The following is a 16,116-nucleotide window of genomic DNA, read 5'->3' as shown; positions in this document are numbered from 1 at the left end:
CGTCGGCTCTGTCTGCGGCCCGACGGCCGCGGAGAGCTCGGGCACGCTCATCGCGTCCTCGCTTTCGGATTGAGTGCCGCGTTCGCGAGGTCACCCAGCACGTTGACGACGAGGACGATGAAGACGGCCACGACCAGGATTCCCATCACCACCGGTACATCGCCCTGTTGGGATGCCTGGTTGCCGGCTTCCCCCAGACCGGGGAGCGCGAAGATCTGCTCGACGAAGACCGCGCTGCCCAGGAGGGTCATGATCTGCAGGTTCAGGGCCATGAGCCCGGGGCCGCCGGCGTTGCGCAGAACATGGCGGAAGAGGACCCGGGACTCGCTGATCCCGCGTGCCCGCAGCGTGCGGACGAAGTCCCGGGAGAGCATGTCGATGACGGCTCCACGGAACTGCGAAGCCGCGCTCGCGACCGATCCCGTCAGCAGAGCGAGCACCGGAAGCGTGACGGACTCGAGCCAGCCGGTGGGGCTCTGGTCCGGGGAGACGTATCCGGTCGCCGGGAGGAGCCGGACCGAGATGGCGAACGCGAAGACCAGTGCGATCGCGATGATGAAGGCCGGGATCGCGGCCCCCAGAACAGCCAGGAACTGCACCACCCGGTCGATCCAGCCCTCGCGGACGGCGGCGGTGACACCGATGAGGACGCTGAGGATGGCCGTCAGGACGATCGCGAGGATGACCAGGGCGAGTGTCACCGGCACGCGGGAGGCCAACAGGGACGTCACGGACTGTCCTGTGAAGAACGACTCGCCGAAGTCGCCGGTGACCACCCCCTTGAGCCAGTCTCCGTACTGCACGAGCAGCGGCCGGTCGAGACCGAGGCGCGTCATCTCCAACCGGACATCGGAGTCCCTGGCCTCCTGGCCCAGTACCGCACGCGCGATCCCGGACCCGTTGCCGTACATCAACGCAAAAGTGGTGAAGCTGACGACGAGCAGTATGACCACCGCCCGGACAAGCTTCTTCAGCAGAGCACCGAACATCTGCGGCTCCCCTCGCTCTGGCCGACTGCTCACTTGAAGTCACGCAGTAGCGGGTTGAGGGCGTTGAAGTCGGTCGCCTCGGGTATGTCGATCTTCGGGCTGTAGGCGTAGAAGGCGTCCGGGTAGGCCATCGGGACGAACCAGGCCTGGTCGATGATGTAGCGGTTGATCTCCTGCTGGATCTCGGCCGACTTCTGCCCCTTGGCGGTGATGAGCCTGTCGTAGAGCTTCTTCACCGTCGGGTCGGGCTGGTGCATGACGTTCCAGATGCCGTCGGGCAGCACATAGTCCTTGATGTCCGTGATGGACTCGCCGTAGTTCCCGAGCGGCCACAGGGGCACGGGGTACGTACCGCTGAGCAGTTGCTCGACCGCATTGGGGCCGGACAGCGTCTGCTGCTTGACCTTGATGTTGAGCTGGCCCAGCTGCTGTGCGACGACGGGCACCAGCTTCTCGATGCCCAGGCCCTCCATGACGGGGAAGGTGAGGGTGAAGCCCTTCTCGTATCCCGCCTCCCTCATCAGCTCCTTGGCCTTGGCGACGTTGTAGGGGTACGGGTCCTTGAGATCCTTGATGTACGCCGCCGATCCCGGGCGGAAGATCTGGTGCGTCGGAGTGGCCCGCCCCTGGTAGAAGTCCTTCGCCATGGCGTCCTTGTCGAACACCATGTTCATGGCGCGGCGGACCCTCAGGTCACCGATGGCCGGGATTTTTTCGCCCTTGTGGTCCGTCAGGAGCAGCCGTGTGGTGGTGCCGCGCATCGACAGGGTCTTGAGACCGGAGGACTTGGCTTCGTTGAACATCGACTGCTGGATGAGGGTGCCGTCGATCTGCCCGGTCTTCAGGGCGTTGAGCGCTGCCGTCTGGTTCTTGATCACCTTGATGACGAGCTTCTTGTACGGGAAGGACTTGGCGTCCCAGTACGCGTTGTTCTTGACGAAGGTGTACGTGGAGCCGCTGGTCGTCGCCGACTGGTCGAGCGTGTAGGGGCCGGAGCCGACGGGGGCCTTGTTCACCTTGCCGGCGGCGAGGTACTTCGGGCTGGCCAGCTTCGCGCCGCCAATGCCAAGGATCTGGGGATCTGGTTCCGGCACGGTGGCTACCACGGTACGGGCGTCCGGGGTGGTGACCTTTACCTTGGCAAGCCGGGCGGCCTGGCCACCGTGCGTTGCCTGGTATTCCAGCGCCTTCTTGAAGGCCATGGAGTCGACCGGTGTGCCGTCCGAGAACTTCATGCCGGACCGCAGACGAAACGTCACGCTGGTGTTGTCGGAGTTCACCTCCCAACTCGTCGCGGCATCCGGGTGGGCCTTGCCCGTGGTGTCGAACCGCACCAGGGTCTGGTACACCGCATCGGCAGACCACCCCTGGAAGGACGGCTGGTTCGACGGATCCCAGCCCTGGATGTCGGCGGTCGATCCCAGAATGAGCGTGTCCTTCTTGCCCCCGGAGCTGGATGCGGAGTTCGAATCGGTGCACGCGCTGAGGGCTGCCAGGGAGGTCAGGGCCGTCGCCATGGTCAGTGATACGCGAGTTTTGGTGCGCCGCATGATCGGCTCCTTCGGACACGGGAGAGGCTCGGCCGGATGCGGCCGTGAGAACTGGCGGAAACGTCTGCGCTCGGGATGGTCGAAGAGGCGCATACTGGCTGAAATTGCGCTCTGGAACGTTTCAAGTGGAGGCTAAGTAGCGGATAGTGATGGGTCAAGGGAGCGCGTTGTGATTGCGCGGTAACGGTTTCGTAACGCGTCCATACTGTGGTGCCAAATAGGCAGGTCAGGTCGCCTATGGCTCGGTGTGGTCGGCGACAGGCGTCTCGTGTCGGTGCGCTGGTGGACGTCGAGCCGTGCGAAGAGGAATGTCCTCTTCCCTCACCCGTGATCTTTGGACCGTTCTAATGGGGTGAAGGCGTGTGGAGGTGGGAACCGGACGGTTCGCTCGCCCCGTCAGGCCAGCCGTCGGGCGGACTTGCGTACCGGGGCCGCACTCGTGCCACGCGGCATCAGTCGAGGGGACACGACGTAGTGCACGGGCTGGGTCCGGCCGTTCAGCCGTTCCAGCAGGAGCCGCGCGCTCATCTGGCCCGTGAGGTGGCCCGACTGGTCGACCGTCGTGAGGGAGACCCGGCCGATGGTCGAGGCATAGACGTTGTCGTACCCGGCGATGGTGACGTCCTGAGGCACCCTCAAGCCACGCTCTTCCGCAGCACGCAGGGCACCGAATGCGGCGATGTCCGCACCGGCGAAGACGGCCGTCGGTGGCGTCGGCCTGGCGAGGGCTTCCAGTGCGGCCTGGTACCCGCCTGCTTCCGAGTATGTGGTCTCGATGACATCGGGCTCGAGACCGTGCCTCTTCATGGCGTTGACGTAGCCGTCGCATCGCGCGGTGTGGGCCAGGACGAAGGGCCTCTTGAGGCGTCCGGCCGGATGACTGGTGTGCAGGATGCGCTTGTGGCCCAGGGCCACGAGGTGATCGACCATGAGGCGCGCGCCGCCCTGGTCGTCGTCCACGACGGTGTCGTACTGGGCGGAGCCGCCGTGCCGTGCGATCACCAGGGTGGGCAGTCCGGACCCGAGTTTCTCCAGCCACGAGGTGGCCATCGCCGGCGCGATGACGATGAGCCCGTCCACCTGCCTGTCGGTGAGGGCTTCGATGCTTTTCTGCTGGCGCTCGGGGGAGAGGCCTCCGGCGACGAAGATCTCCTGGTACGGACTCGGCTCCAGCTCGTCGGCGATCCCTTCCGCGATCTCGGTCTGGAAGGGGGCCGAGAACTCGGTGAGCATGACGCCGATGGTGTAGGAGCGTCCTCGCATCGCACGGGCGCCGGCCTGGGGCCGGTAACCCAGTTTCCTGATCGCCGCGGTGACCTTGGCCTTCATCTGGGGGCGGACACCCGGGGCGTCGCGGATCACGTTGGAGACGGTCGAAACCGAGACCTGCGCTTCCCGCGCCACGTCCTGAATCGTTGCACGACGACCCCTGGAAGGTTGCCGGGACACGGTGGTGTCGTCAGCGCGCACCGGCACCGCCCGGCCACCACTGGAGTCACGCACGTCGTCCCGCGCACCAGGTTCAGCAGCGTCATCTTCCACGGGCGCCATGCTACAGCCGCAGTGACAGACCAGGACCGCTCAGGTCGCCCTGGAGCGGGGTGCCGACGCCTTCCTAAGCCGATCTATCCATGGAACGATACAAAAGATGATGGTCCCGTCGAAGCAGCTCGATCCAGGAGCCGAGAGCGTGTCTCCGCACGACCACGCGGACACCCCGCCTCGGACCGTCCTCACCGGCGACTCCGGCACACAACAAGAGGCAAGGACAGCATGAGCGAACTCCCCTCCCTTCCGCCCGACTTCGTGTTCGGTGCCGCCACCGCCTCGTACCAGATCGAAGGCGCGGTCCACGAGGACGGCCGCGGGCCCTCCATCTGGGACAGCTTCTCCCGCGAGCCGGGCCGGGTACTGCACGGCGCCACCGGGGACGTGACCTGCGACCACTACCACCGATTTCCCGAGGACGTGGCGCTGCTGCGCGAGTTGGGCGTCGGCTCGTACCGCTTCTCCATCGCCTGGCCGCGCATCCAGCCGACCGGCTCGGGCCCGGTGAACCACAAGGGCCTGGACTTCTACTCCCGGCTGGTGGACGAACTGCTGGCCGCCAAGGTCGAACCGGCCGCGACTCTCTACCACTGGGACCTGCCGCAGGCCCTGGAAGACCTTGGCGGCTGGCGGACACGCGACACCGCGGAGCGGTTCGGCGAGTACACGGCCCTGGTCGCCGCCGCCCTGGCCGACCGGGTCCCCCGCTGGATCACCCTCAACGAGCCCGGGTGCAGCGCCTTCCTGGGCTATGCGGACGGCCATCACGCCCCCGGTGCAAAGGAAGGCACCCCGGCCCTGGCCGCCGCCCATCATCTGCTGATCGGTCACGGCCTGGCGATGCGGGCGCTGCGTACCGCCGGCGTCCGGGAGGCGGGCATCACGCTCAACCTCAGTCACGTGACCGCGGCCTCCGACTCCGCCGCGGATCTCGCGGCCGTCGTACGTGCTGAGACCATGCAGAAGCTGATGTGGACCGATCCGCTTTTGCGCGGGCGCTATCCATCCGCCGAAGAGGAGACGTGGGGTGAGCTGATCACCCGGCAGACCTTCCGGCAAGAGGGCGACCTGGAGCTGATCTCCACGCCGATGGACTTCCTCGGGATCAACTACTACACCCCCACCGTGGTCCGTGACGCGTCTCATCGCCGGCCCGACCCGGCCGTGCGTACCGCGACGGACTGCCGCATCGAGACGGTCGACACCCCGGGAGCCCGGCGCACCGCGATGGGTTGGGCGGTGGTTCCCGACAGTCTGCGCGAACTGCTCGTCTCACTGCGTCACGAGTACGCGGACGCCCTTCCGCCCGTCTTCATCACCGAAAACGGTTCGGCGGAGGACGACGTGCTGTCCGCCGACGGCCAGATCCACGATGCCGACCGGATCGCGTACCTCCGCGACCACATGGCCGCCGTCGCGAACGCCGTCGCCGAAGGAGTGGACGTACGCGGTTACTACGTCTGGTCGCTGCTCGACAACTACGAGTGGGCCTTCGGCTACGACAGGCGTTTCGGGATCGTCCATGTCGACTACGACACCCTGCGGCGCACGCCCAAGGACAGCTACCGCTGGTACCAGCGGTTGATCGCGGCACAGGGCTGACCGGACCGAGAGCTTCCCGTTGGGGCCGCGCGCCTTTCGCTGTGGCGGCCCCCTTGAGCGACAGCACGGGCGGGCGGCACCTCCTCCCCGTGCGCCGTCCGCCCGTGCTGTCTGAGTCGCCCGTCCGCGTCCGCACCCGACATCGTCGGCGTATGACTAGGTCAGCCGACACTCGCACTCATCGCGAACTGGCGACAACGGTGCGACAAGGGCGCCCAGGCCATAGGACGGCGCGCAGCAAGCGCCGCGGGGCCGGTTGCAGCTACCTGCCACCGCCGCGGACGATCACTCCCGCCCGGCGTGCAGCGACGTCCCCACCCACGACAGCAAGAAGACCACCACCGCTGTCCTACCGGGCAAGAGGACTGAACGCGATTACGTGGGTCCCCGGCCCCAGGACAACAGTTTCGCCCACACGGAACTCGCATTCGGTGTCCGCCGGGACGACGACCTCGTAGCGGATAGCGCCGTCCTCACGTCGCCACGATGACGACGCGAGCCCGAAGGGAGTCTCGAGCGTCACTCGTGCCCAGTCCAGCCGGTCGTCGATCACCGGTTCCACGATGAAGCGCTCATACCCGGGGTGCGATTCGAGCGGACGCAGGCCGGCCACGTACCGGTGCAGGAACCCGATGACCGCCCCCTTGCTGTAGTGGTTGAGCGAGCCGCTGGGTGTGCCCTTGGCGTCGATGCCGTCCCAGTGCTCCCAGATGGTGGTGGCGCCACGGTCGATCATCGTCAGCCACGAAGGCGAGGTGTCCTGGAAGAGCAGGTCGAACGCGACATCGGCACGGCCGTTGTCCGCCAGTACCGGCAGCAGCATCCCGGTGGACAGGAAGCCGGTCGACAGGTGTGTGCCATCGGCCCGGATCAGTTCGACGAGGTGCTCGACCGCCGACGGCACGAGGTGCTCGGGGATCAGGCCGAACCGCAGCGCTCTGACGTAGGTTGCCTGGCTGTCCCGCGCCAGCCGACCGTCGGCGCCGATGAATTCGGTGGCCCAGGCGTGCTCGACGTTCGCCGCGAGCTCGGTCCAGCGTGCCGCGTCCGCCGTCTTGCCCAGTACCTCCGCGGTCTTGGCGAGCAGGCGGGCGGAGTGGGCGAAGTAGGCGGTGGCGACGATCGCATGGTCGCCCTCGAAGAGGGCGATCTCGACTCCGGGCTCCAGCCATTCCCCCCAATGGAACCCGGTGTCCCAGAGGAACCGCTCGTGTTCGGGTGCCTCGGGATTCGCCGCGATCCGCTCCGGCGCTCGCGCCGTACGCGCGGTCGTCTCGACGAACTCCAGCCACGCGACGGCCGACGGGTACTGCCGCGCCAACACCTCGCGATCCCGGTACGACTGCCACATCTGCCACGGTACGGAAACCGCCGCGTCGCCCCACCCCGAGGAACCCTCGACGACCGCGACCGCCGCCTCCGGAGACGGGACGTAGTTCCTGACCAGGCCGTTCGGCACCTGGTCGGAGGCCAGGTCCTTCAGCCACTTGTCGGTGAACCCGGCGATGTCGTCGAGGAAGGCCGCCGTCGACACGAAGACCTGGTAGTCGCCCGTCCACCCCGCTCGCTCACGCTGGGGGCAGTCGGTCGGCACGTCGCAGGCATTGGTCCGCCAGCTGCGCACCGCGGCCTCGTGCAGCAGTTCGATGCGGCGGTCACTGCAATGGAAGGTGCCGGTAGGGCGCAGATCCGTGCGGACTTCGACGCCGTGGACGTCGGCCGTGCCGAGAGGTCCGGGCAGTCCGTCGACGGCCACGTACTGGAACCCGTGGGTCGTGTGGCGCGGTTCGAACGCCTGGCCGTCGCCGGCGGAGACCACCGAGTCGATCTGGTTGAACGGGCTCGGAGTGGGGCTGTCCGCGTCGGGACGCAGGTGGTCGGTCGTGACGTCGCCGTCGGCGTCGAGGGCCTCGCCATGCGTCAGCACGATCTCCGTCCCGGGACGTGCCTCGTCGAGGTGGATCCAGCCGTTGGTGTTCTCGCCGAGGTCGACGATGTGCCGCCCGCCCTCGAGCGTCGTCACCGACACAGGCGTGATCGACCGGACGCGGCGAACCGGAGGTGCCGGAGTCGCGCACAGGCGGCTCCAGTCGGCGCACAGCGGATCCGTCGGCTCGAGCACCGGCTGCCAGTCGCGGCGATCCCAGCGGAAGCCGCCCGCCTGCTGCACCACGCGCTGTCCGTCGAGCAGGTCGGCCTCCGTCGAGTCGGAGATGGTGGAGCCCCAGCCGAGGCCGGTACCGACCACGGTCCTGGAACCGTCGGTGTGGACGACTTCGAACTGGGCGAGGAACGCCGTGCGGTCACCGAAGTTGTCGTAGGTACGGCCGTAGCCGAACAGGCCGCGATACCACCCGTCGGAGAGGAATGCGCCTAGGTCGTTCGCACCTTGATGCAATGCGGTGGTCAGGTCATAGGTCTGCACCTGAAGGTTCGACCGGTAGGCGGTGAAGCCCGGAGCGAGCTCCTGGTCGCCGATCCGCTGACCGTTGACCACCAGCTCGTAGATGCCGTGGGCTGTGACGTAGGCCCGGGCCGAGGCGATCGGCCCGGGCAGGTCCACCTTGGAGTGCAGGGCGTAGACGGGTCGATGACCGGGCTCGGGCACGTCCTGCTCATGGGGCCGGATCCAGGAAGCCGACCAGTCGCTTCGCCGCAGCAGCCCCATCTCCCAGAACGCCGACGCCGACCAGTCGCTCTCGCCGAGGTCGGTCCACACACGCACCCGCCACTCGACGCGCTCACGGGCGGACGGCTCAGGGCCCGTGTACGGGACCAGAACGCGCTCGGCGGATCGCACGACGCCGGTCGACCAGTCGCCGGCCTCTATCTCGTACGCCGTCTGACGCGTGGCACCGGCGGGCAATTGCCACGACAGACGTGGGCGGGCGACATCCGTTCCCAGAACGGCGTCATCAAGGTGCTCGAAACGCAGCCGGTGCGGTGCGTTGGTCGTTGTCCGCTCATCCATAAAGGCCTCCGTTGCTCTGACAAGGTGCTTGGGCACAAAGAGGATCGGCGCGCCCGCCTCGCGCTCCGCGGGCGGGCGGATCCATCACCGCTGGCCGTCAACGGCAGGAGGCTCGGTCGCTCTACACGCAACGCTCCATCGCACAGGGCGCCGTGGGGGAGAGGCGCATCCCCTTGGCAGTTCCTCAGGCCGGGCCGGGAAGGCGGGATGCGAATCTCTGTAACGTTTCAGGTGAGGCTAGGTAGCGGACCGACGGTGGTCAAGAAGATGCGCTGGTGTAGCGAGGTAACGTTTCCGTAAAGGTCCGTGTCGTGAGTGTCGAATCACCAGGTCAGGCAGATGTCGCCCGAGGCTTGCCGAGAGGGGGAGCCTCGGGCAAGGCGCTGGTGAACCATGGAGTAGTCGAGGTGGGGGTGTCTCGCGCACCGGCTCCTGGTTAGATTGTTCTACCGAGTATGCACAGGTCACGAGGGCACAGGGTCGCGTACGGGCAGTTGGTGGGCGGGTTTACTCGGCTGGGCTATGCGTCTCGCGCGCGGTCGCAGGTGGCGTGCGGGGCGACGTAGTGCACGGGCCAGTCGAGGTGGGGACAGCAGTAGAGGAGGTCTTGTCCTCCCGTCCAGACTTCTGCATCGTTGCAAGCCTACTTTGGAGAGCTGGGCATGCCAACCATGCCCATGTGTCACGGAGTCCTCCGGCCACCCTTCGGAACGCACGTGTCGGCCCCGCGTTACGGGCCTGGGCCCGGCTACGGACAACTGCTCTGCACTAACGGTGGACTCGCCATCAGTGCCTTCCTAAGTCAAGGTGCTTATGGAACGATGCAAAAGATCAGGCCCCCCATTCGACGCCCCTCATTCCGAGGGCTCGCGAGGTCGTTTCCACCAGACAACGCGTACACCCCGTCCCGGATCCCACCTATCTGCCGAGAAGTCTGGAGACCTGCATGGTTGTGGCTGCCGCTCCCCGCGCACCTCGATTCGAGCACCACACGGACGATTCTTCCGTGCTCGGCGTGGGGACTGGTACCCCCCGCTTGTCGTGGACGGTTCCGCAGGCCGACGAGGGCTATGAGCAGACGGCGTACGAGGTCGAGATCAGTCGGGACGGAAACCGTGAGAGATACCGGGTGGACAGCGGCGAGCAGGTGCTGGTGCCCTGGCCGGCCGAGCCGCTCGCGTCCCGTGAGTCCGCTCGGGTATGGATCCGCGTCGCGCACAAGGAAGAGTGGAGCGAGTGGGGAGCGCCGGCAGTCGTGGAGGCCGGTCTGCTCGACGCCTCCGATTGGTCCGCTGCCTTCGTGAGCCCGACCGGCGTCGGTGATCTGCACGCGCCCGCGCCGGTGTTGAACGGCTCGCTGGACGTGCCTGGCGAGGTGGTCAAGGCCCGGCTGTACGCCACGGCTCACGGTGTGTACGTCGCCACACTCAACGGTCGCCGCGTCGGCGACCTCGTCCTGACGCCGGGGTGGACCGCCTATCAGCACCGGCTGCGCTACCAGACGTACGACGTCACGGACCTGGTCCGCAGTGGGCGCAACGAGCTGGACTTCCTGCTGGGCAACGGCTGGTACCGGGGCCGACTCGGTTTCCAGGGCGAGCGCGCGCTCTACGGTGACCGACTCGCGCTGCTGGCGCAGTTGGAGGTCACGACCGCTGACGGCAGCGTGCACGGCCTCGCCACCGACGGCACGTGGACAGCGCGCGAGAGCGAGGTACTCGCCGACGATCTCTACGACGGCCAGCGCACCGACCTACGGCGGCGGGGCGCATGCCGGCGCCCGGCCACCGGCGGAGTCGAAGTGATCGAGAGTGACTGCACGCCCCTCGTGGCGCCGGACGGGCCCGGCGTGCGGGTCAGTTCTCTGCTCTCGCCCGAGCGGGTGTGGACCTCACCGTCGGGCCGGACGCTGGTCGACTTCGGCCAGATCGCCGTGGGTTGGGTGCGGTTGCGCGTCCGCGGTCTCGCGCCGGGCAGCGAGGTCGTCGTACGGCACGCGGAGGTCCTGGAGGAAGGGGAACTCGGCACCCGTCCCCTGCGCACGGCCAAGGCAACCGACAGTTACCTCGTCACGGGCACCGACGGAGAAGTCCTCGAACCGTCCCTGACGTTCCACGGCTTCCGGTACGCGGAGGTGTCCGGCGCGCCGGGCCTGCGCGGTGAGGACATCGAGGCGGTGGTGATCGGGTCGGACCTGCGGCGCACGGGCTGGTTCAGCTCCTCGCGCGAACTGCTCAACCAGTTCCACGACAACGTGGTCCGCAGCATGCGCGGCAACCTCGTCGACGTACCCACCGACTGTCCACAGCGGGACGAACGGCTCGGCTGGACCGGCGACATCCAGGTGTTCGCGCCCACGGCGGCCTTCCTCTTCGACACCGCGGGCTTCCTCGACTCATGGCTCGCCGACCTGGCAGCCGAACAACAGCCCGACGGATCCGTCCCGTTCGTGGTGCCGGACGTGCTGCGGACCCCGTCTCCCAGCGCGGCGGCCTGGGGCGACGCCGCGACCGTGGTGCCCTGGGTGCTGTACCAACGCACCGGGGACCGCGGCGTATTGGAGCGGCAGCTGCCGAGCATGTGCGCCTGGGTGAACCGGATGGCCGAACTCGCCGGCCCCGACCGGCTGTGGACGGGCGGCTTCCAGTTCGGCGACTGGCTGGACCCGACCGCGCCGCCCGAGGACCCCTACCGGGCCAAGGCCGATCCCGATGTGGTTGCCACCGCACATCTGGCCCGCTCGGCCGAAATCGTGGCCGAGGCGGCCCGAGTGGTGGGGCGGAACGAGGTGGCGGACCACCACGCAGCCCTGGCGGCCGAGGTCCGCGAGGCGTTCGCCCGTGCCTTCGTCACGCCCGCCGGCCGTGTCCTGTCCGACGCGCAGACCGTCTACGCCCTGGCCATCGAGTGGGCACTGCTGCCCGGCGAGGAGCAGCGCAAGGAGGCAGGCCGGCGGCTGGCGGACCTCGTGCGCGCCGGCGGTTTCCGCATCGGCACCGGGTTCGTGGGCACCCCGGTGGTGACCGACGCACTGACCTCGACCGGACATGCCGATGTTGCCTACCGGCTGCTGCTGCAGACGGGCTGCCCCTCGTGGCTCTATCCGGTGACCATGGGCGCGACCACGATCTGGGAGCGCTGGGACAGCATGCTGCCCGACGGCAGTATCAACCCCGGCGAGATGACCTCCTTCAACCACTACGCGCTCGGCGCGGTCGCGGACTGGCTGCACCGGCGGGTCGCCGGCCTCGCCCCCGCAGCGCCCGGCTACCGCGAGATCACCATCCACCCCGTGCCGTCCGCCGCGCTGACCTCCGCCTCGGCCCGCCATCTCACTCCGTACGGCGAAGCCCGCGTGGCCTGGACACGCGCCGACGGCCGGTTCCGCCTGGAGGCGCAGGTTCCCGTCGGGACCACCGCGCAGGTGCGGCTGCCCGGCACCGACGCGCACGAGACCGTCGCACACGGCGAGCATCGCTGGGAGGTGCCCGACCCGTTCCCGACCTCCCCGGAGCCGCGTACGCCGGTCACCGTCCGCGATGTGCTCGACGAACCGGCGACGTGGTCCGCGGTAGTCGCTGCGGCTGTCCGGACCGGTGTGGCCCCCGGCGGCGAGGCGGAGGCGGCCCGTCGGCTCGCCGCGCACCTCGACGCGCCCGCGACGGATCTCGCTCGCGCCCTCGCACCGCAGGAGTTCTCACCGGGCGCAGGCGCCTTCCAGCATGAGGTGGACGCCATCTTCGGACCGTTCCCTGACTGACTGCTCGCGGCCACGACGCATGCCGTAGGAAGGGGTGGGGTTCGTGGGCGGGTGAGGGTTGTGGGTGGTTGATCGCGCCCAGGCGGAGGAGCCGCATATGTAGCTCCGCGCCCCTTTACGGGGCGAAGGGGCCGTCGGCTCGGAAAGCCAGGTCCGCGAAACGCTTGCCTATGTGGCGGTGCGTCTCGGCGTCCGGGTGGAGGTTGTCCGGGAGGGGGAGGGTGGTGGCCTCGGTCTCGCCGTAGAGGGCGAGGCCGTCGAGGTAGTGGAGGTGGGGGTCGTCCTTCGTGCGTTGGGCCACCAGGGCGGAGAGTTCGTCGCGGATGACGCGGAGGGTCAGCTTTCCGGGGGTGGGGTCCGCCGGGTCGCCCATGGCGCGGTAGTGGACGCGGCCCTCGGCGAGTTCGGTGACGTCGGGGGCGCTGGGGCCGGGGGTGTCCTCGTGGATGGGGCAGAGGATCGGGGAGACGACAAGGAGGGGTGCGGTGGGGTGGCCGTCGCGGAGGGTGTCGAGGAAGCCGTGGACGGCGGAGGTGAAGGCGCGCAGCCTCATCACGTCGTGGTTGACGAGGTTGATGCCGATCTTGACGCTGATCAGGTCGGCAGGGGTGTCCCGCATGGCGCGGGCGGTGAAGGGGTCGAGGAGGGCGCTGCCGCCGAGGCCCAGGTTGATCAGTTCGACGCCGCCCAGGGATGCGGCGTGGGCGGGCCAGGTGCCGGTCGGGCCGGCATCGTCGGAGCCGTGACTGATCGAGCTGCCGTGGTGCAGCCACACCCTGCGGCCCGGGTCGGGGGCGGGCTCGACGGGGGCGTCGGTACGCAGGGCGAGGAGTTCGGTGGTCTCGTTGTGCGGAAGCCAGATCTCGATCGTCTTGAGACCGCCGGGGAGGTCCGTGAAGGTCACGGTGCCGGGCGGGCCCGGGCGGTGCTCCGCCGTTCCGGCGGTCATGTCGATGCTGATGGTGTTGCCGTCCGGCACGTTCGCCCGGCCCGTCAGGCGGCCGTCGACGAGGAGTTCGTACAGACCGTCCGGGCGGGCAGGGGCGCCCACAAGGGTCCGCTTGGTGCGCAGGGCGTCGAGCTCGACGGTGGTGGCGCGGCTGCGGAAGACCAGCCGTACGCCGGAGGGCTGGGACTCGACCATGGCCAGTTGCGGGTCGGCGCACTGGGCGCGGGCCCGGGCGGGCAGTCGGTGCGGCAGTACGCCGTGCTCGGTGCGCTCCAGCTCCAGGGCGCCGCGCAGGAGATCGGCGGTGATGGGGGTGGTGATCCGGCGGGGGGTGGTGTGCATCGCTGCCTCAACTGGTTCGTCGGTGGTAGAGAGGCGGTAGGGGATCAGAAAACCAAGATCATCCCGTGGCGGCTTTTGGCCTCACCTTGGCTGGCCCCTATCCCGGGGGCGGCACCCATGAGCGCGTCAACTGGCCCGGTGTATGGGGGCGATGACCGTCGTGATCGGTAGGCATGACCATTACGGTGCGTGGCAGGAGTGATCGCCGTAAGCCCTCCCGGCGACGGCCATGGGAGGGCGGGCCTACTTGGTGAGCACTGCGGTGCGCCGGGACCAGGAGCCCTCGGCGGCGGCGCTGAGCAGGAACGCGGCGACATCGGCCCGGGAGACCCGGGGCATGCCGGGCAGGCGGTCGAGCTGCTTCAGGTCGATGGCCTGGACGGTCGTGGCCGGCTTGTTGGTCAGCAGCACCGGGTAGACGAGCGTCCAGTCCAGGGCGGAGGCGGTGAGGATGCGCTCGCCTGCGGCCTTGTCGGCGAAGTTCGCCTTGCCGCCCTTGTAGAGGAACCGGACGATCCCGGAGGCCTTTGCCAGGGACTCGCCGACGCCGAACGCCGACATGACCACTACTCGCTTGGTGCCGCTGGCCTCGGCGGCCTGGACGAGTGCGCGGGTGCTGTCGGTGATCAGGTTCGCCGGGTCCTTGGCCTTGCCGATCCCGAGGGTGCTGACCACCGCGTCCACGCCGCGCATGGCCTCGGCCAGCGCATCGGCGTCGCGGACGTCACCAGCGACCGCGGTCACCCGCTCGCGCTGGGCGAGCTTGGCCCGGTCGCGGACGAAGGCGACCACCTCGTGTCCGGCGGCGGTGGCCGCGTCCGTGAAGAGGGCGCCGGTCGCGCCGGTGGCACCCAGGAGGAGAAATCTCATTGCAGTAGCCCTTTCAGGAGCCTGAACGGCTCTCGTGTACGAATCTGGTGTTCGCCGCGCCGCACCGGGCAGGCGCAGCTCAGCGCGGGCAGGCTCACCGATGAGCACACCGGCGGGGCAGCGCGCCTGCGGCAACCGGCTCCCGCTGAGGGGGCAAGTCCGGGCAGCTACTACATCTGTTGCTGACGGGAACCCGCTCCTTGCAGCCGGGCACGTCGTGTGCGGTCACCGCCCTGCCCCGGCCGAGGCCTTGGCTTCCGCCCATTCCTTGAGGGGCTGGTTCATCCGCTCGAAGTTCTCCAGCGTGCGGTCGATGATGCTGCTCATCACGGGTAACCAGCAGTCCCGAAAACCTCTCGTCCTGGAGCACCCGCGTCCCGCTGTTGTGCGGGTTGAGGGCAAAGCCGTGATCGCCGCCGAAGAGGCCCGGAACGGGCAGCCCGCCGGCCCAGCGGAGCTCGGCGCCCTCCGTCACCGCTGTCACACGCGCCTTGAAATTGACCGGGCGGCCCTTCGCGGGCTGCGTCCGCAGGGCCAACGTGGCCCCGACCCGAAGCTCTCCGGTCAGCTCACGGATGTACGGATTCCAGTCCGGATAGCGGGCGAAGTCCGTCAGGACCTCCCACACCAGCCCGGGGCTCGCGTCGATGTCGATGTACGTGCTGATCTCTCGCATTTGGCACTCCCCGCTGGCCGCGCCAGCGACCACTTGCCCGCCCGGGAGATGGCTGCCCCCGTGCTCGGCGGCGCGACTCAGACGAGGCACGCCCGTCGGCGCGGCTTCCCTTGGAGCCACTCCGCCATTCGTGCTACACGTTAGCAAAGGTGAAACTCAGTCGCAACTTCGAGTCATAGGATCGCTATCGAGGAATTGCGTTGAGTACAGCCATGAATGCCAGGTGGTCGAATCGGTGCGCATGGGCAGCCGGGATAGTGGGTTTTGCCACCGCAGTTCCGCGTACTGGCGCGCCTCGGCCGCAGCTACGGTGCAGGGATGCAGGCGACGCCTGCCAGGAGGGCGGTCAGTACGCAGGAGAGGCACCGACGGTCGTCGTGTCCCTGTATCTCCTTACGGTGGTCGCCACCTGCGGGCCACGCGTACAAGGAGACCGCCCGGAACCGGTACCCGGTCTGCCACCACTGATGGACGTGGGGGGCAGACCGGGGAACGCGACGCCGCGTGAATGTCTCAGTCCGCAAGCTCGGCCTCTCACGGCCGAGAAGATGACCGTGATGTCCCAGGAAGACTCTGGAAGAACCCTCGGACGTCGGCGACCAGCAGATCGGGCTGCTCCATGGAGGGGAAGTGGCCGCCGCGGTCGAACTCGGACCAGTGCGTGATGGTGTTGGTGGCTTCGGCGAAGCGACGGATGGTCAGGCTGAGGTCCTTGGGGAAGACCGCGACGCCGGTCGGGGTGGTGGAGGGTTCCGGCTGCCGGCCCTAGTAGGGCTTGGTCAGGTTCGTAGTGGTGTGGGTATGTCGCGATGGCAGGTGGGGCAGGCGCCGGTCCAGACGGCGAGGAGTGTCTGTAGTT

Annotated in this window: 9 protein-coding genes; 2 read left to right on the top strand and 7 right to left on the bottom strand. The window is 68.4% G+C overall.

Annotated features, from left to right (window positions below; translation table 11 throughout):
- Positions 1-47 precede the first annotated feature (47 nt).
- From ACFYX4_RS38680 to ACFYX4_RS38670, 3 genes are all read right to left on the bottom strand, one after another.
- Positions 48-989 (bottom strand): ABC transporter permease, encoded by a 942-nt coding sequence (locus tag ACFYX4_RS38680; RefSeq protein ID WP_389344218.1) that lies wholly within the window; start codon positions 987-989, stop codon positions 48-50.
- Positions 990-1,018: 29 nt separating this feature from the next.
- A complete protein-coding gene (locus tag ACFYX4_RS38675; RefSeq protein ID WP_389344216.1) occupies positions 1,019-2,539 on the bottom strand; it encodes an ABC transporter substrate-binding protein in 1,521 nt (506 codons plus the stop codon).
- Between the two features lie 396 nt (positions 2,540-2,935).
- On the bottom strand, positions 2,936-4,090 hold the full coding sequence (locus ACFYX4_RS38670; RefSeq protein ID WP_389344214.1) for a LacI family DNA-binding transcriptional regulator: 1,155 nt from the start codon (positions 4,088-4,090) through the stop codon (positions 2,936-2,938).
- A gap of 222 nt (positions 4,091-4,312) precedes the next feature.
- Between ACFYX4_RS38670 and ACFYX4_RS38665 the strand changes: the two genes are divergently transcribed.
- Positions 4,313-5,689 carry a GH1 family beta-glucosidase gene (locus tag ACFYX4_RS38665; protein WP_389344212.1) on the top strand — a complete coding sequence of 459 codons (1,377 nt, stop codon included), beginning with the start codon at positions 4,313-4,315 and terminating at the stop codon, positions 5,687-5,689.
- A gap of 349 nt (positions 5,690-6,038) precedes the next feature.
- On the opposite strand, the gene ACFYX4_RS38660 is transcribed toward ACFYX4_RS38665, so the two are convergent.
- Positions 6,039-8,660, bottom strand: coding sequence for a family 78 glycoside hydrolase catalytic domain (locus tag ACFYX4_RS38660; RefSeq protein WP_389344210.1), 2,622 nt, complete (start codon positions 8,658-8,660; stop codon positions 6,039-6,041).
- Positions 8,661-9,675: 1,015 nt separating this feature from the next.
- On the opposite strand from ACFYX4_RS38660, the gene ACFYX4_RS38655 reads away from it, so the two are divergent.
- Entirely contained in the window at positions 9,676-12,420 is a 2,745-nt protein-coding gene (locus tag ACFYX4_RS38655; RefSeq protein ID WP_389344208.1) for a family 78 glycoside hydrolase catalytic domain, read from the top strand.
- A 115-nt stretch (positions 12,421-12,535) separates the two neighbouring features.
- Here the strand turns inward: ACFYX4_RS38655 and ACFYX4_RS38650 are convergent, their stop codons facing one another.
- The 3 genes from ACFYX4_RS38650 to ACFYX4_RS38640 all read right to left on the bottom strand — a co-directional run bounded on the left by ACFYX4_RS38650 (position 12,536) and on the right by ACFYX4_RS38640 (position 15,257).
- Entirely contained in the window at positions 12,536-13,711 is a 1,176-nt protein-coding gene (locus ACFYX4_RS38650; protein WP_389344206.1) for a GDSL-type esterase/lipase family protein, read from the bottom strand.
- Positions 13,712-13,954: 243 nt separating this feature from the next.
- Positions 13,955-14,581, bottom strand: a complete 627-nt coding sequence (locus ACFYX4_RS38645) for an NAD(P)-dependent oxidoreductase (protein WP_389344204.1) — start codon at positions 14,579-14,581, stop codon at positions 13,955-13,957.
- 94 nt (positions 14,582-14,675) lie between these two features.
- Positions 14,676-15,257, bottom strand: coding sequence for an SRPBCC family protein (locus tag ACFYX4_RS38640; RefSeq protein WP_389344202.1), 582 nt, complete (start codon positions 15,255-15,257; stop codon positions 14,676-14,678).
- Positions 15,258-16,116 lie beyond the last annotated feature (859 nt).

It is taken from the genome of Streptomyces sp. NPDC002328 (assembly GCF_042890065.1).
Taxonomy (GTDB): domain Bacteria; phylum Actinomycetota; class Actinomycetes; order Streptomycetales; family Streptomycetaceae; genus Streptomyces.
This window is presented reverse-complemented; position numbering and strand designations above follow the sequence as displayed.

Excerpts from the sequence above, each read along its gene's own strand:
- ACFYX4_RS38670 (WP_389344214.1), bottom strand. The coding sequence starts at position 4,090 with ATGGCGCCCGTGGAAGATGACGCTGCTGAACCTGGTGCGCGGGACGAC.
- ACFYX4_RS38645 (WP_389344204.1), bottom strand. The coding sequence starts at position 14,581 with ATGAGATTTCTCCTCCTGGGTGCCACCGGCGCGACCGGCGCCCTCTTC.
- ACFYX4_RS38680 (WP_389344218.1), bottom strand. The coding sequence starts at position 989 with ATGTTCGGTGCTCTGCTGAAGAAGCTTGTCCGGGCGGTGGTCATACTG.
- ACFYX4_RS38675 (WP_389344216.1), bottom strand. The coding sequence starts at position 2,539 with ATGCGGCGCACCAAAACTCGCGTATCACTGACCATGGCGACGGCCCTG.
- ACFYX4_RS38640 (WP_389344202.1), bottom strand. The coding sequence starts at position 15,257 with ATGCGAGAGATCAGCACGTACATCGACATCGACGCGAGCCCCGGGCTG.
- ACFYX4_RS38650 (WP_389344206.1), bottom strand. The coding sequence starts at position 13,711 with ATGCACACCACCCCCCGCCGGATCACCACCCCCATCACCGCCGATCTC.
- ACFYX4_RS38660 (WP_389344210.1), bottom strand. The coding sequence starts at position 8,660 with ATGGATGAGCGGACAACGACCAACGCACCGCACCGGCTGCGTTTCGAG.
- ACFYX4_RS38665 (WP_389344212.1), top strand. The coding sequence starts at position 4,313 with ATGAGCGAACTCCCCTCCCTTCCGCCCGACTTCGTGTTCGGTGCCGCC.